The organism is Exiguobacterium sp. HSB13 (genome assembly GCF_056764755.1).
In genome coordinates this window covers 1-19,738 of the sequence record NZ_JBUZOM010000002.1, presented here as the reverse complement: position 1 = coordinate 19,738, position 19,738 = coordinate 1, and the positions used below count along the sequence as shown (strand labels likewise).

20 protein-coding genes, 7 tRNA genes and 2 rRNA genes are annotated in these 19,738 nt (G+C 48.9%); 4 read left to right on the top strand and 25 right to left on the bottom strand.

All coding sequences use genetic code 11. From position 1 onward, the window contains the following. Position 1 precedes the first annotated feature (1 nt). Both ACZGCQ_RS11915 and ACZGCQ_RS11910 read left to right on the top strand, forming a co-directional pair. Positions 2 to 1,441, top strand: a complete 1,440-nt coding sequence (locus ACZGCQ_RS11915; RefSeq protein ID WP_481266385.1) for a four-carbon acid sugar kinase family protein — start codon at positions 2 to 4, stop codon at positions 1,439 to 1,441. Between the two features lie 71 nt (positions 1,442 to 1,512). Beyond that, positions 1,513 to 2,856 carry a GntP family permease gene (locus ACZGCQ_RS11910; RefSeq protein ID WP_047392081.1) on the top strand — a complete coding sequence of 448 codons (1,344 nt, stop codon included), beginning with the start codon at positions 1,513 to 1,515 and terminating at the stop codon, positions 2,854 to 2,856. 42 nt (positions 2,857 to 2,898) lie between these two features. On the opposite strand, the gene ACZGCQ_RS11905 is transcribed toward ACZGCQ_RS11910, so the two are convergent. After that, positions 2,899 to 3,750 (bottom strand): PPK2 family polyphosphate kinase, encoded by an 852-nt coding sequence (locus ACZGCQ_RS11905; RefSeq protein ID WP_481266384.1) that lies wholly within the window; start codon positions 3,748 to 3,750, stop codon positions 2,899 to 2,901. A 74-nt stretch (positions 3,751 to 3,824) separates the two neighbouring features. Continuing rightward, positions 3,825 to 4,679 (bottom strand): SDR family oxidoreductase, encoded by an 855-nt coding sequence (locus tag ACZGCQ_RS11900; protein ID WP_481266383.1) that lies wholly within the window; start codon positions 4,677 to 4,679, stop codon positions 3,825 to 3,827. 122 nt (positions 4,680 to 4,801) lie between these two features. Between ACZGCQ_RS11900 and ACZGCQ_RS11895 the strand changes: the two genes are divergently transcribed. Continuing rightward, the gene (locus ACZGCQ_RS11895; protein ID WP_023466681.1) at positions 4,802 to 5,134 is read left to right on the top strand and encodes a winged helix-turn-helix transcriptional regulator; all 333 of its coding nucleotides are present in this window, start codon (positions 4,802 to 4,804) and stop codon (positions 5,132 to 5,134) included. 61 nt (positions 5,135 to 5,195) lie between these two features. On the opposite strand, the gene ACZGCQ_RS11890 is transcribed toward ACZGCQ_RS11895, so the two are convergent. The 4 genes from ACZGCQ_RS11890 to ACZGCQ_RS11875 form a co-directional block, all read right to left on the bottom strand. Continuing rightward, on the bottom strand, positions 5,196 to 6,188 hold the full coding sequence (locus ACZGCQ_RS11890) for an NAD(P)/FAD-dependent oxidoreductase (RefSeq protein WP_481266382.1): 993 nt from the start codon (positions 6,186 to 6,188) through the stop codon (positions 5,196 to 5,198). A gap of 64 nt (positions 6,189 to 6,252) precedes the next feature. After that, positions 6,253 to 7,146 carry a phosphotransferase family protein gene (locus ACZGCQ_RS11885; RefSeq protein ID WP_481266381.1) on the bottom strand — a complete coding sequence of 298 codons (894 nt, stop codon included), beginning with the start codon at positions 7,144 to 7,146 and terminating at the stop codon, positions 6,253 to 6,255. Next, on the bottom strand, positions 7,143 to 7,625 hold the full coding sequence (locus tag ACZGCQ_RS11880; protein ID WP_481266380.1) for a GNAT family N-acetyltransferase: 483 nt from the start codon (positions 7,623 to 7,625) through the stop codon (positions 7,143 to 7,145). Before ACZGCQ_RS11880 ends, ACZGCQ_RS11885 begins: the two co-directional genes overlap by 4 nt. Positions 7,626 to 7,638: 13 nt before the next feature. After that, the gene (locus tag ACZGCQ_RS11875) at positions 7,639 to 8,199 is read right to left on the bottom strand and encodes an isochorismatase family protein (protein ID WP_481266379.1); all 561 of its coding nucleotides are present in this window, start codon (positions 8,197 to 8,199) and stop codon (positions 7,639 to 7,641) included. 129 nt (positions 8,200 to 8,328) lie between these two features. Between ACZGCQ_RS11875 and ACZGCQ_RS11870 the strand changes: the two genes are divergently transcribed. After that, a complete protein-coding gene (locus tag ACZGCQ_RS11870; protein WP_156357224.1) occupies positions 8,329 to 8,502 on the top strand; it encodes a hypothetical protein in 174 nt (57 codons plus the stop codon). 37 nt (positions 8,503 to 8,539) lie between these two features. On the opposite strand, the gene ACZGCQ_RS11865 is transcribed toward ACZGCQ_RS11870, so the two are convergent. From ACZGCQ_RS11865 to ACZGCQ_RS11775, 19 genes are all read right to left on the bottom strand, one after another. Beyond that, the gene (locus tag ACZGCQ_RS11865; protein WP_481266378.1) at positions 8,540 to 9,139 is read right to left on the bottom strand and encodes a short chain dehydrogenase; all 600 of its coding nucleotides are present in this window, start codon (positions 9,137 to 9,139) and stop codon (positions 8,540 to 8,542) included. Positions 9,140 to 9,177: 38 nt separating this feature from the next. After that, on the bottom strand, positions 9,178 to 9,945 hold the full coding sequence (locus ACZGCQ_RS11860) for an alpha/beta hydrolase (RefSeq protein WP_481266377.1): 768 nt from the start codon (positions 9,943 to 9,945) through the stop codon (positions 9,178 to 9,180). Positions 9,946 to 9,968: 23 nt separating this feature from the next. Continuing rightward, positions 9,969 to 10,535, bottom strand: a complete 567-nt coding sequence (locus tag ACZGCQ_RS11855; RefSeq protein WP_481266376.1) for a hypothetical protein — start codon at positions 10,533 to 10,535, stop codon at positions 9,969 to 9,971. Between the two features lie 77 nt (positions 10,536 to 10,612). Next, on the bottom strand, positions 10,613 to 12,409 hold the full coding sequence (glmS, locus tag ACZGCQ_RS11850; RefSeq protein ID WP_481266375.1) for a glutamine--fructose-6-phosphate transaminase (isomerizing): 1,797 nt from the start codon (positions 12,407 to 12,409) through the stop codon (positions 10,613 to 10,615). A 412-nt stretch (positions 12,410 to 12,821) separates the two neighbouring features. Continuing rightward, positions 12,822 to 14,177 carry a phosphoglucosamine mutase gene (glmM, locus tag ACZGCQ_RS11845; RefSeq protein WP_029343107.1) on the bottom strand — a complete coding sequence of 452 codons (1,356 nt, stop codon included), beginning with the start codon at positions 14,175 to 14,177 and terminating at the stop codon, positions 12,822 to 12,824. A 29-nt stretch (positions 14,178 to 14,206) separates the two neighbouring features. Then, complete coding sequence (locus tag ACZGCQ_RS11840; protein ID WP_064300434.1) at positions 14,207 to 15,493, bottom strand: CdaR family protein; 1,287 nt, start codon at positions 15,491 to 15,493, stop codon at positions 14,207 to 14,209. Beyond that, positions 15,493 to 16,353, bottom strand: a complete 861-nt coding sequence (gene cdaA / locus ACZGCQ_RS11835; RefSeq protein ID WP_050676886.1) for a diadenylate cyclase CdaA — start codon at positions 16,351 to 16,353, stop codon at positions 15,493 to 15,495. The genes ACZGCQ_RS11840 and cdaA overlap by 1 nt, the downstream gene beginning before the upstream one ends. 79 nt (positions 16,354 to 16,432) lie before the next feature. Next, the gene (locus tag ACZGCQ_RS11830; RefSeq protein ID WP_023466661.1) at positions 16,433 to 17,053 is read right to left on the bottom strand and encodes an anti-sigma factor; all 621 of its coding nucleotides are present in this window, start codon (positions 17,051 to 17,053) and stop codon (positions 16,433 to 16,435) included. Between the two features lie 16 nt (positions 17,054 to 17,069). Then, positions 17,070 to 17,633 (bottom strand): RNA polymerase sigma factor SigW, encoded by a 564-nt coding sequence (gene sigW / locus ACZGCQ_RS11825; protein WP_023466660.1) that lies wholly within the window; start codon positions 17,631 to 17,633, stop codon positions 17,070 to 17,072. Between the two features lie 125 nt (positions 17,634 to 17,758). After that, on the bottom strand, positions 17,759 to 18,667 hold the full coding sequence (gene rocF / locus ACZGCQ_RS11820) for an arginase (protein ID WP_029343103.1): 909 nt from the start codon (positions 18,665 to 18,667) through the stop codon (positions 17,759 to 17,761). Between the two features lie 211 nt (positions 18,668 to 18,878). Then, positions 18,879 to 18,954: transfer RNA gene (locus ACZGCQ_RS11815), tRNA-Ala, on the bottom strand. Between the two features lie 9 nt (positions 18,955 to 18,963). Continuing rightward, positions 18,964 to 19,035 (bottom strand) — tRNA-Gly (locus ACZGCQ_RS11810). Between the two features lie 6 nt (positions 19,036 to 19,041). Continuing rightward, positions 19,042 to 19,114 (bottom strand) — tRNA-Lys (locus ACZGCQ_RS11805). 4 nt (positions 19,115 to 19,118) lie between these two features. Next, positions 19,119 to 19,202 (bottom strand) — tRNA-Tyr (locus ACZGCQ_RS11800). 38 nt (positions 19,203 to 19,240) lie between these two features. Next, positions 19,241 to 19,313: transfer RNA gene (locus tag ACZGCQ_RS11795), tRNA-Thr, on the bottom strand. Between the two features lie 13 nt (positions 19,314 to 19,326). After that, positions 19,327 to 19,401 (bottom strand) — tRNA-Glu (locus tag ACZGCQ_RS11790). Positions 19,402 to 19,403: 2 nt separating this feature from the next. Beyond that, positions 19,404 to 19,478: transfer RNA gene (locus ACZGCQ_RS11785), tRNA-Asn, on the bottom strand. A gap of 11 nt (positions 19,479 to 19,489) precedes the next feature. After that, positions 19,490 to 19,605, bottom strand: a 5S ribosomal RNA gene (gene rrf / locus ACZGCQ_RS11780). A 48-nt stretch (positions 19,606 to 19,653) separates the two neighbouring features. Then, a 23S ribosomal RNA gene (locus tag ACZGCQ_RS11775) occupies positions 19,654 to 19,738 on the bottom strand; the annotation flags it as partial.

The window sequence follows — 19,738 nt, the reverse complement described above, 5'->3', positions numbered from 1 at the left end:
GATGATTTCGACATTCCCGACATTACCAAGTAAAACGACACTCAATCAATTACCATCCCTACCAGATGCAACAGTAGTAGATGAATTGTTAGTTGAAGCCTTACATCAGTTTCCTCATAAAATCATCGTTCTCGACGATGATCCAACAGGTGTACAGACCGTCCATGGCGTCTCTGTCTATACTGACTGGACGAGCGAAAGTATCGAGGCCGGATTTAGCGAAGACCAGTCGATGTTTTTTATTTTGACGAATTCTCGTGGATTTACGCGTGAAGAAACACGACAAGTCCATGAAGACATCGCGGCTACCGTCCAAGCCGTTTCCGATCAACGAAATCAGCCGTTTATTTTAATTAGTCGTGGTGATTCGACACTTCGTGGACATTATCCGCTCGAAACGGACGTCTTACGCCAAACCCTCGAACAACAGTCCAGTGGTCACTTCGACGGTGAAATCCTGATGCCATTCTTCCAAGAAGGTGGTCGTTTTACGATCAACGATGTCCATTATGTGCTTGAAGACGACACACTCGTACCAGCAGGGCAAACAGAGTTCGCAAAGGACCGGACGTTCGGTTATTCCGCTTCGCACCTTGGGGAATGGGCAGAAGAAAAATCGGATGGGGCTTTCCCAGCTGACACCGTCATCTTCTTATCACTGGATGATTTACGGCAGGTCCGTCTTGACGCACTCGTGGCACAATTGATGAACGCTCAAGATTTCAATAAAATCATCATCAATGCAACGGATTATCTTGATGTCAAAGTCGCAACGATTGCTTTGATTCGCGCGATGAACGCAGGAAAACGATTTTTATTCCGGACGGCCGCAGCTTTTACGAAAGTCATCGGTGGAATCGATCAGCGTCCCCTCCTGACAAGAGAAGAACTCGTGTCCGATATGACGCCTGGCGGTTTGATCATGATTGGATCACATGTCCAAAAAACGACAGAGCAACTTGCGGAATTAAAAACGTGTGACTTCATTCATTTCATTGAGTTTGATGTCCATCTTGTCCTGTCTCCTGATCAATTCGAACAAGAAATCGATCGAATCATCACGACGGCGGAACAATTGATTACGTCTGGACAGACAGTTGCCGTCTATACGAGACGAGAACGTCTCGACCTAGGAGAGAATCAACAAGAGAATGAATTAAAGCTATCCGTAAAAATTTCTGATGCTGTGACAAGCATCGTCACCCGTCTGCATGTACGTCCAAGCTACATCATCGCTAAAGGCGGAATCACGTCAAGTGATATCGGGACGACTGGTCTGAAAGTCAAACGAGCAACTGTTGCCGGTCAAGTCAAACCGGGCATTCCGGTTTGGAAAACAGGAGCCGAAAGTAAGTTCCCCGGACTGACATACGTCATCTTCCCAGGGAATGTCGGTTCGAAGACGACGCTAAAAGAAGTCGCAGAGTTACTTCACACTTGATATTTTTGTAAGCGTATACAATAGGTGAGTCATCACCTCAGCGGAATTCATGATATGAAGGAGAGATCTTGATGGTTACGGGTAATTTATTGGTCGTCATTTTTATTCTGTCTCTAGCTCTACTGTTCTTTTCCATCCTAAAGCTTAAAATCGAACCGTTTCTGGCACTTGTAGCGATCTCCATCTTGACGGCTTTAGCCATCGGGATGCCTGTCAAAGAAGTCGCCTCCGTCGTCACGACTGGTTTCGGGAACACACTCGCGGGTGTTGGTATCCTGATTGGTCTTGGTGTCATCTTCGGTCAGTTTCTTGGTGCATCGGGTGCTGTCGAAAAGATTGCTCAAGCTGTCTTGAATGTGTTCGGACCTAAAAAATCCTCTGCCGGCCTTGCCCTGACCGGAACAGCGGTTTCCATTCCTGTCTTTTTTGATGCAGCTTTCGTCATCTTAAGTGGATTGATTCGTTCGCTTTCTTCTAAAACAGGCATCTCCGTCGTTAGTTTCGTTACGGCACTCGGTGTCGGTCTGATCGTCTCGCATAACATGATTGCCCCGACACCTGGACCACTCGTCGTCGCAGAAAATACAGGATCAGAGCTCGGCTTCTTCATTCTGTATGGTATCATCGTCGCCATTCCAGCTACTCTCGTTGGTGGTTACCTGTACGGTATGTTCATCGGAAAACGAATTAAGCATTCTGGCGATATCGAAGAACTCTCGATCGACCCAGCGGATTTACCAAAGAAAGAAATCGGCACAGGGCTTAGCTTCTTTATGTTAGCTCTCCCCATCGTCTTGATCTTATTGAATACGGTCTCTCAACTGCTATTTCCCGGAACTTCGGTTGCGACGTTCTTTGGATTCATCGGTGAGAAAAACGTTGCCTTATTGATTAGTGTCTTTGCTGCTGTCATCTTATTACGCCCATACATCGCAATCCCGAACGCACGCTTATACTCGGAAGCGATCAGTTCAGCCGGAATCATCATCTTGATTACCGGAGCCGGTGGTGCCTTTGGTGCCGTCATCAATAATAGTGGCATCGGGGATCATCTCATTACAACGATGCAAAACTGGAGCATCCCGGTTCTCTTACTGGCATTCATCTTTTCGCAAATCCTCCGGGCCTCACTTGGTTCAGCGACGGTCGCCCTCGTCACGACATCGAGTATTCTCGGTCCGATGGTCGGAGAATTAGGTGTGTCTCCCATTCTTCTTGGTCTAGCGATTTGTGCTGGTGGGATTGGACTTTCTTTACCCAACGATTCAGGTTTTTGGGTCGTCAACCGGTTTGGTAAATTGACGATTCCCCAAACACTCCTTGCTTGGACGGGCGGTGGCTTTATCGCTGGTTTAACAGCGCTCGCTACGGTCTTCCTCTTAAGTCTATTCACAGGGATCTTACCTGGACTCTAACTAAAAAATGCCACCGATGACGTTCATCGGTGGCATTTTTGTTCATTCGTTTTCCAATCGTTTAATCGCTTCATCCAGCTGTTCCTGATCTTCTTCCGATAACTTCGGATATTGCGGATCAATTTCCTTCAGGACATCATTCATGACTTCGGTGACGATATAGCGGGAATACCATTCGTCATCTGCCGGCAAGATGTACCACGGTGCATACGATGTCGATGTCGCCGAGACGAGCTCAGCAAAAATCTCATGGTATTCATCCCAGTGCTTACGTTCCTCAATATCACTGAACGAGAATTCGAAGTTTTTCGTTGGATCCTTCAGACGCGTCAACAACCGTTGCCGTTGCTCCTCTTTTGAGACATGGAACAAGAACTTGACGACCCGGAAGCCGTTCTCGACGAGATAGCGCTCAAAGTCATTAATTTGACGGTAGCGCATCTGCCAGACGTCTCCATCATCCGGCTTTTCTTCCTCCTCGAGCAAATCATGGATTCGTGGCGCAATGACTTCCTCATAATAGGAACGGTTCAAGATACCGACTTCCCCTTTTTCCGGTAGTCCTTCATGGATCCGCCATAGATAGTCGTGTTTTTGCTCCGTATCCGACGGTTTTTTGACGGAAATCGTTCGGAGTCCTTGTGCGTTCAAGTTAGAAAAGATGTAGCTGATTGCCTCATCCTTCCCTGCTGCATCAATCGCTTGCAGGATGACGAGGACGCCGTTCTTCTCTTCGGCATGCAAACGCCAGTGTAACTCTTGTAACGTCTCGACACTTTTCGGAATTCGCTTATCTCGCAATTCTGCTTCCGAAATTTTATGTTCTTCTGATGTCGGGTAATTCGAAAACGAGACTTGCTCGCCTTCCTTAACACGATAGGATGACAGTTTCATGGTAGGGCTCCTCCTTTAATTGCTTCTAAAGGGGATTTACCCTGCTCACTCCTCCTGAAAACGTTCAGATGAACTTATCTTTTCAAAAGAAGACGAACTCCCTCTTCCAGTGTCGTTACGGGACGACCCAGTAATGCTTCAAAATCCGTACTTTCCACTGCCAGAGTTCCTGCTGCGATATCCGCCTGGATACCAGTCAGCATTGGAATCAAGAAATCCGGTAAGCCGGCTGCTTGCATCCGCTCGCCATAGGTCGCGCCATCTACTTCATCTAAAGCGACCGGTCGGTCAAGCACTGTTCCGACTGCAGTCGCGAGTTCTGCTTGTGTATGCAACGGACCTGATAGTTCATAAATCGCTTTTGGATGTTCAAGCGTCAGTCCCGTCGCAATCGCTAGCGCATACTCATCTTGTAACGCCCATCCGACTTTGCCTTCACCTGCTGCCGTTAACCAGTCTGCTCCTTGTGCGACGGCCTCAATCGTTCCGAGTTCATTTTCGAGATACCAGTTGTTACGGAAAAAGACATACGGGATACCTGTCGCTTGAATCGCCTCTTCTGTGACCCGATGTGTTCGCGCAAGTCCGTTCGTGCTGTGTGCCGCATTGGCGATGCTCGTATAGCCGATCAGTTTGACGCCTGCTTCTTTTGCTGCCGTGACAGCGGCTTGGTGTTGCCGGATCCGCGTGGCCTCTTCACCGTCCGTCGAGATGATCAGTAGACGATCGATGCCTTGAAATGCTTGTCCGAGTGTTTCCGGTTGATTGAAATCACCGTGTCGAACGTCGATCCCTTGCGCCGTAAGGCTTGCCGCTTTTTCGACGTCGCGGACACTAACCGCTACGTTTTCGTTGCCGACTTGTTCACTGAGATGTTGCACAATCCGCGCCCCTAATTTTCCGGTTGCTCCTGTAATTAACCATTTCATGATGAAACCACTCCTTTGAAGTTTGATGTTGTTCTTCATGATACGTCAGGTGATACACTAAAAAAAGTAGGCACTTATCTGAAACTAGGTCCCTCAAAACGAACCAATGGGAGAGGATGAACGTGGCTGTATTCGATTCAACGACCAATCAACGGACGGCTTGTCCGGTCACTCGGGTCCAACAGATGGTTGCTGGCAAATGGAAGATCATCTTGCTGTGGCACCTGACACACGGGACACATCGTTTTCATGAACTGCAACAATTAACAGGCATCTCTAAGGGAACATTGACGCGTCAGCTTCGTGAGCTCGAGGCGGACGGTTTGATTCAACGACACGTCTTTGGCGAAGTTCCTCCTCGCGTTGAATATTCACTGACGGATGCCGGACATAGTTTTTTACCGATTCTTGACCAAATGGCAGCTTGGAGTGAGCAACACTTTCAGGGGGAATGATCGTGAGTAACAAAAAAACATGCGCTTCTTCTTGATTCAGAAAAGAAGTGCATGTTTTTGACTATTCCGTCACTGTCACCGTCTGACGTAAGTGGGTGTCGATGGCTTCAGCGACACGTAATCCGGAGATGACAGCACTCTCGACGCGCGTCCGCCCTGACGCATCATCGGCTTCAAGGAACGCATCACCAGCAAGCCAAAGCGGATGTGCCGCTAGTTTTAAGTATGGTGTCCGGTAAACCGCGCGTGCCTGAGCATAACGCCAACGTTTGAGCTGACGCGAAACAATCGTCACCGGTCCGAGTTGCTGTTGTAACAGACGCTCGACTTCAGCGAGTGTCTCTTCTTCCGGACGCTCGTACCAGTTTTCACTGAAGCGGGCTGTCATATAGACGCTCAGGAGTGTCGTCTTCGAAATCTGCTTCTCGGCATTATTGACGAGCTTCAACATTCCATCGACGAGTTGTTCATCTTGTAGACCGACTTCTCCGATCGTGAGTCGCTCTTCGATTTCAAACAGACCAACGAATGTCGGCTCGAACGTCACCTGACGCAACTGCTCATGATCGTCCTCTCCGAGTGTCAGATCAGATGACTGCAACAGTTCATATGCTTGCGGCACAGGCGCCGTCACGAGTAACGCATCATACGTACCTTGATGATCTGTCGCTTGTGTGACGAGTTCGTCCTCCGTTGCCATAATATGCGTGACCTGTTCATTCAACTGAACGGGAATTCCTCGACCAATCGCTTGTACGAGTTGATTCATGCCATTCGTTGCGACATAGCGTGGAAAATCCGTTCCGAACCACTTACGAACCCATCCCTTCTCAAGCCAGTCGTCGACTTCACGTTCCAACTCTTCCGTCCGAACCGTAAAGAAGACGGCCCCATGATCTGCTGTTCCTTCATCAACACGACGAGTCGCCATTCGCCCCCCGACGCTCTGGCTTTTTTCGATGATTTCAACAGTATATCCTGCCGCCTGTAATTGACGTGCCGCAAAGATCCCGGCGAGTCCACCGCCGATGATTCCGATTCGTTTTCCTGTCATCTTGCTTCCCCCTCAGATTCCTCATTTCCCTAAGTATAGAGGTTTCTTCCAAGACATGGGTGAATCAATACCCATCCGATATGCTCGTCGTCTGTAATTCCTGCTCGATGAGCGCGATGTTCTCCTCGAAGAACGCCTGGTGCTCTTCTAATCCACGTTTGATGCACCATCCGACGGCCGTGAGCGCTTCCCATAAACGATAGTATGAAAGATACGTCTCGATCGGCACATCTGGGTGTAACGCCGCGTATCCTTCTTGAAATGCCGTGACGTAAATGGAACCGAACGTATTGAGATTACGGACGATCTTCGTGAAGTCCATCTCGACGGCCCCGTAGCGGGTCGTCTCGAAATCGATCACCCCTGTGACTTGATCACCTACCGTCAATAAATTCGCTAGGCGGAAGTCACAATGTGTGGCAACGGGACGTGAAGGCTCCGGTAACAACTGTTCCCGTCTGAATAACTCTGTTTGGATGTTCTCTAAAAAAACGGGGTCGAGTTCGGACGTGATGAACGGCATGAATCCATCGAGTTTTTCATTCCGAAAATACCGCCAATCCTGAACCGGATAGGCATAAAATCCATCTTCCGTATACTCGCCGTAGGCTTCTCCTGTGCACGTATGCAACATTGCGAGCGTTCGACCAATTTCGTACGCCAATTTTTTAGTCATCGTAACCGGTGCCTGTCCTGGTAAGGCAGCAAGCACGAACGCCCCGGTCGTCTGCAAGGGAGCTGTTTCAGCTAAGATGTGCGGCACGGGTACAAACCCTTCTAGTGCATGAATCCAGCCACGCTCCCGGTACCACTTTTCAGCCGTATACGGGCGTTTCAAGAAAACGACCTGACCATCCGTTAGGACGAGACGATCGACTTCAGAACTATACGATTCGTCGACGGTCGCGCATACCGCGACGTCGAGTTGAAAATGTTCGATCCATTCGTCTCGTGTCATGTTGTCGTCCCCAACATTTTCTGTAGCGTTTCACCTGGTAGACCGTCAATCGGTCCCACATAGGTCGATTCAAAACCTAATCCGATCAAAATACGGCGCGAAGCTTCATGTGCTGGATCAATCGTCGCCGTGACGACCCGCAACTCCTCTTCCGTCGCTAACTGTAACAGGCGCTCTGCAATCGCTGTGCCGTATCCGCGTCCCCACTGATCGGGTAGTAGCATGTAGCCGAGCTCTGCTTCGAACGGTTGCGTTTGACTCCGGGACATGTGCCCGATTCCAATCCATCTCTCTTCGGCATAAATCAGATAAGATCCGAGTCGGTCGTGTTGCTGTTGTTCAAGGATTCGGTCAAAGCGTTGTTTCGTTTCCGCATCTGTTAATGCCTGCTCCGTGATATAACGCATGACACGTTCGTCTTGGACGAGCGTTGCGTAGCGTTCGTAATCGGGCGCTGTTATTTTTCGTAATTCAATCATCTTATTCTCCTCTTCATGTCCGGTAGTCATTGTGAGTTGGGGTGAAAACATCTTCCGTTGACGGACGAACGATCGCAAAATGTTCGACGTTATAATGACCGTGCAAGACTTGATTATGGTGAGCGATCATTTGCTCCGGCGTCAGGACATCGGAGCCGTTCGTCGTGTGCCCATCGGCGACAAGCGTGACATCAAAGCCATGCACCGTCGCGCTGCGCACCGCGGTATCAATGCAGTGTTCCGTCTTACAGCCTAAGACAATCAGATGGTCAATTGATGCTTGCTGTAGATGATCGAGCAAGGGGGTGCCATGAAACGCATTTGTCGCCGCTTTATCGAACGTGACACTGGACGCTGGAACGGGAATCGAGTCATGGACTGCAAACCCAGGTCCTGTTCCGCCAGCGACGTCGAGATCCCGAATAAAGACGACCGGGATATTCCGATCGTCTGCTTCGAGTACGACCGCTTCGATGACGTGCGCGACTTGTTCTTTTAAGTATACTGGACGTTCTTCCGTGTTCCCGTCGACGAGTTCTTGTTGAAAATCAATCACTAGGACCGCTTGGTTCATCGTCATGTTCCTCCTTGTAAAATCGACTGTTTGTTTCCTTCCCGTTCATCTGAATGATTTCCTGCTCTTGACAGACGCGAAACTTTTTAGCTGTTGGATTCGTTAAGAAGAAGGAAAGGATGTGTCTGGATGATTTGGTTTGGCGTCATCTTCTTATGTGTACTTCTCGTTAATCTGACACTGGAGAAACTCATTATGAACCGGACGATGACAGGTCGCTGGTTCGTCCGTAACTTACTTATTTGTCTCGGAATCACTCTATTACTTTTCGGAATTGAACGTTATGTCATATCCGGATTCTAAAAAAGCAGATAGCGATTTTCGCTACCTGCTTTTTTATTTAATAGACTTCGTAATTTTGCCCTGTCTGCGCCCCTTCGACACTCTTTTCAAACGCCGTCGCGACACGTGACGCCGGAACGGCTTCAAAACCACGGAAGAAGGGTCCGTACTTTTCAAGTGACTCGATCAGTACATTCGGACTGACGCTGTTGATCCGAATGCCTCGTGGCATCTCGATCGCTGCTGCATGAACGAACGCTTTGACTCCACCGTTCGCAAGCGCAGCAGATGCGCCTTGGCGAATCGGATCGTCCATCATGATGCCGGTCGTCAGCGTAAAGCTTCCGCCGTCTCGTACTGACTCTAAACCAAGCAAGACGAGATTGACCTGACCTTTTAGTTTACTGTCGATCCCAATTTGATTAAGCTCTGGTGTTAAGTCCGTCAATGGACCAAAATGAGCGCCACCTGTCGCACTGATGACAGCATCAACAGAACCAACTGTTTCATACATCGCTCGGATACTTGCTTCTGATGTGATGTCGACTTGCACATCCGCTCCGCTTCGCCCAGCACGAATGATGTCATGTCGCTCACTCAGCCGTTCGATGACTGCCTGCCCAATCGTTCCACTTGCCCCTACTACTAAAATTCGCATGATCCCTTCCCCTTTCACGTCTAACTTACCTATCTAGCCTACTGCACAGCAGCTGATGGTTTCAAGGAATGTACCGGATGGGTCTTCAAGAAGACGAGGATTTCTTCGAACAAACGTTGTTTGTCCCGATCGAGTGTCAGTAGATGTTTACTGTTCGGAAGAAGGACCTTTTTCTGATCTCGGCTCGGCACTGTCGTTTCGATTCGCTCGAGACTTGCATGATAGACGGCATCATCTAATGCGCCAAGGAATAGAGCGATGGGCTGTGTGATCTTCGGCAAGACGACTCCTGTGTCGAGAATGAACTGTTGCAGTGCTCCTAAGTCTTTTTCTGGGCGTGGAAAATGACGGTCGACAAAGTCTACGATCCACTCCGGCGAACGATTGTCAAATTGAAAATACCGTTCCGTATAACGAAGGACGCGGTGCTCGAGTCCGGCAATCGTCCGCTCAAGAATCGGCGTCGAGAGTAAGATGAGTCCGGCACATCCTGACTGTTCTGCCAGTCGAAGTGCCATCACTCCACCGAGTGATTGTCCGATCAAAAAGATGTCGTTGTGCCCTTGATCACGTAAGAACGCGAGTCCGGCTTGCGCGGATTGCCAGACGTCTTCGATTGTCGTCGCAAACAAGCGCTCCGGCGATTCCCCGTGCCCGGCGTAATTGGGCGCGTAACAGGTATAGCCGGCTGCATGTAAAAAACGAGCGAGTCCCCGCATCTCATTCGCACTACCCGTAAAACTATGCAACAACAAAATAGCAGGTCCGGGTCCTTCTAAGTACAGATCCTTTGATTTCGTAATCAAGTGCGCCCCTCCTTTTCATCTCTTCACACTTCCTCTACCGAAGCATCCTCCCGTAACGATTCTATAATCCGAAAGCCTGGGTAGTCCGCTTCGGATCGTCGTTCGCCACTTGACCGATAATAAGCATTCCAGTAACTGATCATCCGGTCTTCGATTCGCTTCATGTATGCCGGATCATTCTCTACGAACCGCCGCTTCACTTCCGGATCCCATTGCTCGATTGCGGGTACGATGATGTCGACAATTTCACGGACGTACTCACTAGCAAGTTCGATGATATAGGCAAGAACCCATCCGTCGCGCGGATGAGTTTTAAGTAACTGCTGAAGATAACGCTCACGAACATGACCATCATGGTGACGGGTGTAAAGACAAAATATCATCGTCTGTTGTGTTGGCGTCAACTGTTCAATTCGCTCGGACGCGACTTCTGGCATGTATACGCGCATCGGAATCTGTATCTGTTCCTGTTCTACATTTACTTCGATCGCCCCTGGTGATAAGCGTGTCCACCCAAATGGTAGACATGCTTTAACGATCCGAACGTCCTGTTCATATCGTTTAGGGAATGCTGCAAGCCATCGGTTCATCTTATTCTCCTCTCATATAAAAAACTCCAAACGGCAGACGCTTTAATGCGGCTATCGTTTGGAGTCGATTTGTTTCCTTATTCAACCGTTACTGACTTCGCCAAGTTACGTGGCTTATCGACGTCACAGTCGCGACCGAGTGCCGCGTAGTATGAGATCAATTGAAGTGGCAAGACCGACAAGAGCGGTGACAAGAGTGGCTCGACTGCTGGGATGACGAATGCATCCGTTGGCAATTCAAGACCTTCTGCTGCGATGACACACGCATTTGCACCACGTGCGACGACTTCCTTGACGTTACCACGGTTATTGAGGTGAACGTGTGGTTGTGTCACGAGCGCGATGACCGGTGTGTTGTCTTCGATCAAGGCGATCGGACCGTGCTTAAGCTCTCCACCCGCGTATCCTTCTGCTTGGATATACGAGATCTCTTTGAGTTTCAATGCACCTTCCATCCCGACGTATGCATCTTGTCCGCGACCGATGAAGAACGCGTTACGTGACTCAGACAAGTATTCTGTCGCGATTTCTTGGAAACGATCTTTTTGAGACATGACCGATTCCATCGCACTTGAGATTTTACCGAGTTCCTTCATGAGATCGAAGTTGACGGCAACTCCTTTTGCTTGAGCAAGGTCAAACGCAAGGACAGCAAGGACAGCGATTTGAGCTGTATACGCTTTTGTTGAAGCAACGGCGATTTCCGGACCTGCGTGGAGCAACAATGTTGCGTTTGCTTCACGTGACAATGTTGATCCTGGAACGTTCGTGATCGTCAGTGCTGGGTGACCGAGTTTCTTCGCTTCGACGAGAACGGCACGGCTATCCGCTGTTTCACCTGATTGTGAAAGGAAGAGGAAGAGCGGTTTCTCTGTCAATAGTGGCATGTTGTATCCGAACTCAGAAGAGATGTGCACTTCTGTCGGGATGCCTGCGATTTGTTCGATCAACTGTTTCCCGATCAAACCAGCATGGTAGCTTGTTCCGCAACCGATGATGTAGACACGGTCACGACCGAGTACGAGATCACGGACTGATTGGTCGAGTGTGATGTCGCCTGCTTCGTTTTGATATTTTTGAACGATGTTACGGATGACCGCTGGTTGCTCATCCATCTCTTTAAGCATATAGTGCGCGTACGTTCCTTTTTCGATATCTGATGCATCGATTTCAGCCGTGTACGCTTCACGCTCTTGGACGTTCCCGTCGAGATCTTGGATCGTCACGCTATCACGCGTCAAGATGATCATCTCACCATCATGCAACTCAACGAATTGATCCGTTACTTGCAACATTGCCATTGCGTCTGATGCGACGACGTTGAACGTACCGTCACCGAGACCAACGAGAAGTGGTGATTTGTTTTTTGCGACGTATAAGACGTCTGGATTTTCAGCATCGATCAATGCGAGGGCATACGAACCATGCAAGACGCGGAGTGTTTGACGGAATGCTTCCGCGACGTCACCTGTCTCGTTGAAGTTCTTTTCAATCATCTGAACGATGACTTCTGTATCCGTGTCGCTGAGGAGATCGACATTCAATTCTGCTTTTAGCTGCTCATCGTTTTCGATGACGCCGTTGTGCACGAGTGTGAAACGTGCTGACGCACTTTGGTGCGGGTGCGCGTTTGGTACGCTTGGGACACCGTGTGTCGCCCAGCGTGTGTGTCCGATTCCGACTGTGCCGTCTGCCTCAGCAGGAACGACTTCGCGTAGCGCAGCAATCCGGCCTACTTCTTTATGGACTTGGACGCCGTCGTTGACGAACGCAAGACCTGCCGAGTCATAGCCGCGGTACTCGAGCTTCTCGAGACCTTTTAATAAAATTTCCTTCGTGTTGACCTGTCCGATCATACCTACGATTCCGCACATGTTACATCTCTCCATTTACAAGTATTTCCCTAAAGAGGAAACGGCTCTTGTTGAGAGGATCCCGATCGGTCTGTTTGTCCGTCCAATCACTTGAACGATTTCAGAACGATTTACGGTATGGATCTGGTACCGGGAGGCATCCGCCGAATGATTCGATAAACCTCCACCTCGTCAGCTTTCATCCTACGAAGAAAGCCCTGGCGCTTCTTGTTTCCGTCTGACCCCGTTTCTGTCCGACTTCACCATCATACGAACTTTAATCTGAAAAAGCAAGAAAGGTAACGTATTTGTAACTATTCCCGATATTTTTCTAATCAATACGTATAATCCCTATATTTTGTAAAAATCTCAATCTGTTTTTCTGAAGTAATTGTAAAAAAAGAAGCAGAGCAATCGCTCTGCTTCGGGCTGTTTAGTTTTCTTGTAACGCGTAGTTCTCACGAACGACATTCGCGATCCGCTCGACGTACGCATCACACGCTTCTTGTGTCGGAGCTTCCGCCATGACACGAACGAGTGGTTCTGTTCCTGACGCACGAACGAGAATCCGTCCGTTGCCCGCCATCTCCGCTTCGACTTCTGCAATGATCGCTTGCACGGCAGGGCCGCTCATTGCGCCATTTTTGTCTGAGACACGGATGTTAACGAGACGTTGTGGGAAGATTGGCATCTCAGCTGCAAGTTCCGATAACTTCTTCCCTGTCGCTTTCATGATTTGCAACAACTGGACGCCTGATAACATACCGTCCCCTGTCGTTGAGTAGTCCATGAAGATGATGTGACCCGACTGTTCGCCACCGAGTGTATAGTCGTTCTTACGCATCTCTTCGACGACGTAACGGTCACCGACCGCTGTCTGCAGCGCCGTCATCCCGTTTTCTTCGACGGTTTTATGGAAACCGAGGTTACTCATGACCGTCGCGACGATCGTGTTGTCTTTCAAACGACCGAGTTCATTCAAGTATTTCCCGCAGATGAACATGATTTTATCGCCATCCACGATATCGCCGTTCTCATCGACTGCGATCAAGCGGTCGCCGTCTCCATCAAACGATAAACCAACATCCGCGCCTTTTTCCTTAACGAAGGCAGCAAGATGTTCAGGGTGTGTCGAACCGACACCATCATTGATGTTGAGTCCGTTCGGAGTTGTACCGATCGTCGATACTTCTGCTTCCAAGTCACCGAATAGACGTGGTGCGAGGCTTGACGTCGCCCCGTGTGCGCCGTCGATCGCGACATGGATGCCTGAGAAATCTTCATCCGATGTCTGACGAAGCATGTGGAGATATTTCTGAGCCCCTTCATAGTAATCATGAACGAAGCCGAGTTCTTTTCCGGCTGGGCGTGGTAATGTATCTTCTGCTTCATCGAGTAATGCTTCGATTTCAAGTTCTGTTGCGTCATCGAGCTTAAAGCCGTCTGAACCGAAGAACTTAATCCCGTTATCTTCCACTGGATTGTGCGATGCAGAGATCATGACTCCGGCTGTCGCATCCATCGTTTTTGTCAGGTATGCGACACCTGGTGTCGAGATGACACCAAGACGCATGACTTCTGCACCGATTGATAACAGACCCGCGATGAGTGCATTCTCAAGCATTTGACCAGATACACGTGTATCGCGTCCAATCAAGACTTTTGGTCGTGTGCTTTCGTGTTTCGTCAACACGTAACCACCTGTTCGACCGAGGCGATACGCAAGTTCCGGTGTCAATTCTACGTTTGCGACGCCGCGTACGCCGTCAGTTCCAAAATACTTACCCATGTGTTATTTCCTCATTTCACTAATTTGTTTTAATTGGTCGGAATCGATGTCCGGGGAATTGCTTTTAATGTGACATCCATATTATCCGGACGCAGGACATCAAAGGCTTTTGATGTCTGATACGAGATCGGCAATCCATGCGTTCCTTCTTTTAATCCGGTCACGTCGATGACCGCTTTGATATCCGTCGCATCAATCGATGCTAAATCAGATTCTTTCCCGCGGACGACGACATCAATCGTTTGATTGTAATCAATCGTATACTTGGATTCATCGAATCCATTCAACGTGACCGTCACACCTGGAATTGTTTTCTCCGCTCGATCCTCGACGGTTTCTGTCGTCGAATTGGCATTTTCTTTTTCAACGACGATATTGACGGTGACCTGTGTCGGATCCATTGCCGTCGCGTTTTCCGGTTCGACGAGTTTGACGGTTTTTTCGGTCGTCTTCGTCAATCCTTTGAGCGAGACCGCTTCCGTATCAACAGAACCGATGCGCTCTAATTCTTCTTTTGTTCCATATAGACGAGCTTCCGTCGTGACGGGAACGATCTTGACGACGGTATACCCTTTTTTGACGTTGTCTTTTGTCTTCACATTAATCGGTACCGTCTTACTTTCCTTATAGATCGGTACTGTGATTTCTAATTGTTCCGGTTGATAAGATGCACTGATCGTATTCCCGTTCGTGTCAGTCGCTTTAGCATTGAACGTCTCTTTGAACGTCTCTGCCCGACCGGTCACATCAATCGGTACTTGGATTGCTGAAATCGCCTGTAACTTCTCTGCGCCTCCCGTGACTTCAACAGTTTGTTGGTTCGGTTGCGCTTCCCCAGCGACATATCCTTCAGCGATTTTGTTTTTATTGAGTAAGGCGACTTGTACCGGTACTTCCTTTGTAATCTTCTTATCGAGGAAGACTTCGATCGTCTCCTGTTTCGGCGTCACCTCGACATCTTTTCCGAAGCCGGTTGCTGTGACACGGACACGATGATAGCCAGGGTCGAGTCCTTTCAAATCAATCGATAATCCAAAATCCTGGACGAGCCGGAGCATCGTCAAACTACTCGACGGACCTTTGACGGTCACTTCCATGCTATCTGGAATATTATAGGCGACCCACTGCGATTCATCATACTGGACCGTGACCGGCACGTCAAATTTCGTCGAACCTTGTCCTGCGATCGGTAATAGACTAGCGGCATCACTTTTTCCCGTCGTATTCGAACCTGCGACCATCAAATACAACATGACGGCCAAGGCGACGGCAACGATGCGTAAAAACCAGCGTTCATTGAACCACTTTTCGAACATTATTTTTTCGCCCCCATCCAGTTCAAGAAGGAAGTATTCGTCGGTTCGGCTTTGACGATCGTCTCAAGTAACTTCGTCCGTAAGGATTCTTCGTCGAGTTCCCGGTACAGACGTCCATTGATGGCGAGTGAGACACCACCCGTTTCTTCCGAGACGACGAGCGTGACGCTATCCGTCACCTCACTGACACCGATGGCAGCACGGTGACGTGTTCCAAGCTCTTTTGAGATATGTGCACTCTCAGACAGCGGTAAGTAACAAGCGGCTGCTGCTAACTTGCCTTGCTGGACGATGACGGCACCATCATGTAAAGGAGTATTCGGAATGAACAAATTGATCAGCAACTGACTCGTGATTTGTGAACCGAGCGGAATGCCCGTCTCCACGTATTCACTCAGTCCGGTCTCCCGTTCAATCGTCACGAGTGCCCCAATACGACGTTTTGACATGTACTGAGCAGACGATACGAGTGCATCGACGATTCGAACTTGTTCATCTTCATCACTGATGGCACTACGTGAGAAAAATTTACTCGTTCGTCCTAAGTGTTCCAGTCCACGCCGAAGTTCGGGTTGGAAGATAATGATGATCCCTAGTAATCCGTAGGTGATGATTTGATTCAATAAGAATTGCAGTGTTTTGAGTCCAAAAAAGCCACTCAAGAACCAACTGATCAAAATGACAGAGATCCCTTTAATGAGTTGGACCGCTTTTGTTCCTTTGACGATGATCATGAGACGGTAAATGACGAACGTCACGACCGCAATATCAATCACATCATTAATATAATCGTACCAATGTACGTTTTCTCCCAGTTTCAACAATTGAAATTGAAGTGGTTGCCAGCTGAAGTAATTCACCAACCGTGCCCCCTAACTCATCTGATTTAAACAGTTTCCATTATAGCACAAAGGGACGAGTTCGACTCGTCCCAGCTGATTATTGAAATAGACGCTTGATTCCGTACCATACGCGTTCGAATAATTGATCAATTTCCTTGATTTCTCCGGTCACGCTACCGGCACTCGCCGTGTAAGCTTTCCCGTCAACGGTCATGACGTCGCCATTGACTTTCCCTTCGATTCGGACGTTCCCGCCTTCGACATATAGATCTTGATCGACCGTGACGCCTTTCGGGACGACGACCTCACCATTTTGAGCGACGATACCTGGTGCATTCGTATAGGATAAGTCATGTTCTTCTTGTGCCATATAACCACCTAGGCTACCGACCGACAAGAGTAAGAAAACAGCCGCTGCCGCGAGCAATGGGTACTGCTTCATCTTCCCTCCAAAACGAGACGGTTGCGGTTGGTGCAGCAAGGCAGCACTCGGCGTCTCCACCTGTTCAGGCAATTGTGCCAGCACGCGGGATGTAAAATCTGCCGATAATTTAGGCGCTGGAAGTTGACGCAATCGAGCATCAAGGAGCCGATACTCTTCGAACTCGTCCATCGCGTCTACTTCTCGTAACTCTGCTTCTAATCGCTCGAATTCCTCAGGTGGTTGGTTTTGGTCTAAATAATCCTGGATCCGTTCATGTACATGCTCTCGTGACATGGTGAGTTCCTCCTTCTCATCGTTTGGCAAAATGCTTCTTCAGCGCTTCTCGTCCACGATGAATTCTAGTTTTGACAGTAGCGACAGGTAATTCGATCATTTCACTAATTTCCTTTAGCGAAAGATCCTCTACATATTTCAGGACGAGTGGGACACGGTATTTTTCTGGTAAAGCCGCAATCGCATCCCCGACTTCGTTTCGTTGCTCGTTATCGACCACTTGGTCCTCCGGCAAGGTGTCCTTGCTCTCGAGTTGTGAATACAATGTCAGTCCTTCAGTACCTGACATCTCAGCATCAAGAGAATAGTCAGGTTTCTTTTTCCGTAATCGGTCAATCGATACATTCGTGACGATTCGGTACAACCAAGTCCGGAACTTCCATTGTGCATTATACGAATCAATCTTCGTAAATACACGGATGAAGGCTTCCTGTGTCGCATCCTCCGCTTCCATTCGATCGCGCAAGACACGGAAAGCCACAAGAAAGGCACCTTCCTTATATAGATCAACAAGTGCCGCGAATGCATCACGGTCTCCCTGTTTCACTCGCTCAATTAAGCGTAGTGTCGTTTCTTCCACTTTGAATACCCCCCGCTCTATGCGGTCAATCTCTTATACGAAGTCGACCGATAAATGTTTCATCTCCTTTTAAATTGTAACAAAAAAAACTTGAACCCCGATGAAAAGAGTTCAAGTTCTATCCATTATTTTACTAAGCGATGTGTTTCCATTGCCAAAAGTAGATCTCCGATTAGTTCATTCGCAAGTTCTGCTGTTCCGTTTCCTTCTTCAAGCAACGGATTCACTTCAACGAATTCAGCTGCAATGAAGTCTTCTGCCGTTGCGCAATGCTTGAGTACCGTCTTTGCATCGTCTAAGAAAATACCGTCAGCGACACGTGTTCCGGTACCGACGACGAGTGATGGATCGAGACCATCCATATCAAAGCTAAGATAGAACGCATCCGTCGTTTCCTTCAAATAGGCAATCGCTTCTTCCATGATCGCGTCCATTCCCCGAGTTCGGATCGCTTCCATATCATAGACACGAATACCAAGACGATCAATCAGCTCTTGTTCTCCTGGATCAACGTCACGTAATCCGATGAAGACGAGATGTTCCGGTTGCAGTTTGACATCGGTTCCTCCGACTTCCGTTAAACGCTGATGTCCTTCCCCAAGGGCGACAGCGAGCGGCATGCCGTGAATATTGCCAGACGGTGATGTTTCCGGTGTATTCAAATCACCGTGTGCATCGAACCAGATGACACCAAGACGTGGTACGGTCTGACGTAACCCTGCAATCGTTCCGATCGCCATGCTGTGATCGCCACCGACTAACAACGGAAAACGTTGCTCTGATAACGCATCACGAACGATCAAGTGCAAATCATTCGTCGTGTGGACGACGCCTTCAAGACGTTTCAGCTTCGGATCTTCTTCTCGGACCGCATCCTCGGATAAAACAGCCGCTTCCCCGTAGCGTACTGCTTCTTGTCCCCGTGCTTCGAGTGTCGCGAGTAGACCCGCTTTTTCGACAGCAGCAGGTCCGTGTTCAGTGCCTGGTTTTCCTTGTCCATAACGGTACGGTACGCTGATATACGCGATGTTCATACGATATTCCCCCTATGTCATAGTCACTTCTACATGTATTGTAAGCGGTAACAAACAAGTGGTTCAACTCAACAAAAAAACGCATGAATATACAAAAAAACACCGTGAAGGGAATCACGGTGTTCTTGCGTACGTACTCTGGTTATGCTTGGCATTTCATATAAAAAAAACTTAAGACGAACGAAACTCGCTTAAGATCTTTAAATAAAATTGGTGGAGCCTAGCGGGATCGAACCGCTGACCTCCTGCGTGCAAGGCAGGCGCTCTCCCAGCTGAGCTAAGGCCCCGAAAGAAAAAGCGGAAGACGGGATTCGAACCCGCGACCCCGACCTTGGCAAGGTCGTATTCTACCACTGAACTACTTCCGCAAGAAATGAGCCATGCAGGATTCGAACCTGCGACCCTCTGATTAAAAGTCAGATGCTCTACCAACTGAGCTAATGGCTCGACATGGTGGGGGGGGGCGGATTCGAACCGCCGAACCCGAGGGAGCGGATTTACAGTCCGCCGCGTTTAGCCACTTCGCTACCCCCCCAGTTTGTCTAGGAAACTTATACAATTGAGAAAAAACAGTGCCGGCAACAGGAGTCGAACCCGCGACCTACTGATTACAAGTCAGTTGCTCTACCAGCTGAGCTACACCGGCACAAAAAGTATAATGGTGACCCGTACGGGATTCGAACCCGTGTTACCGCCGTGAAAGGGCGGTGTCTTAACCGCTTGACCAACGGGCCATTGGCTCCGCAAGTAGGATTTGAACCTACGACCTACCGGTTAACAGCCGGTTGCTCTACCACTGAGCTATTGCGGAATAAATTAAATGCCTGGCAACGTCCTATCCTCACAGGGGGAAGCCCCCAACTACTTTCGGCGTTCAAGTGCTTAACTTCCGTGTTCGGCATGGGAACGGGTGTGACCACTTGGCTATCGTCACCAGACGATCGGGCTCGCGCCCTCAAAACTGAAGTCATCAACAATGCATCTGCTAGAACAAGGCCTCGACCGATTAGTATCACTCAGCTCCACATGTCGCCATGCTTCCACCCGTGACCTATCTACCTCATCGTCTCT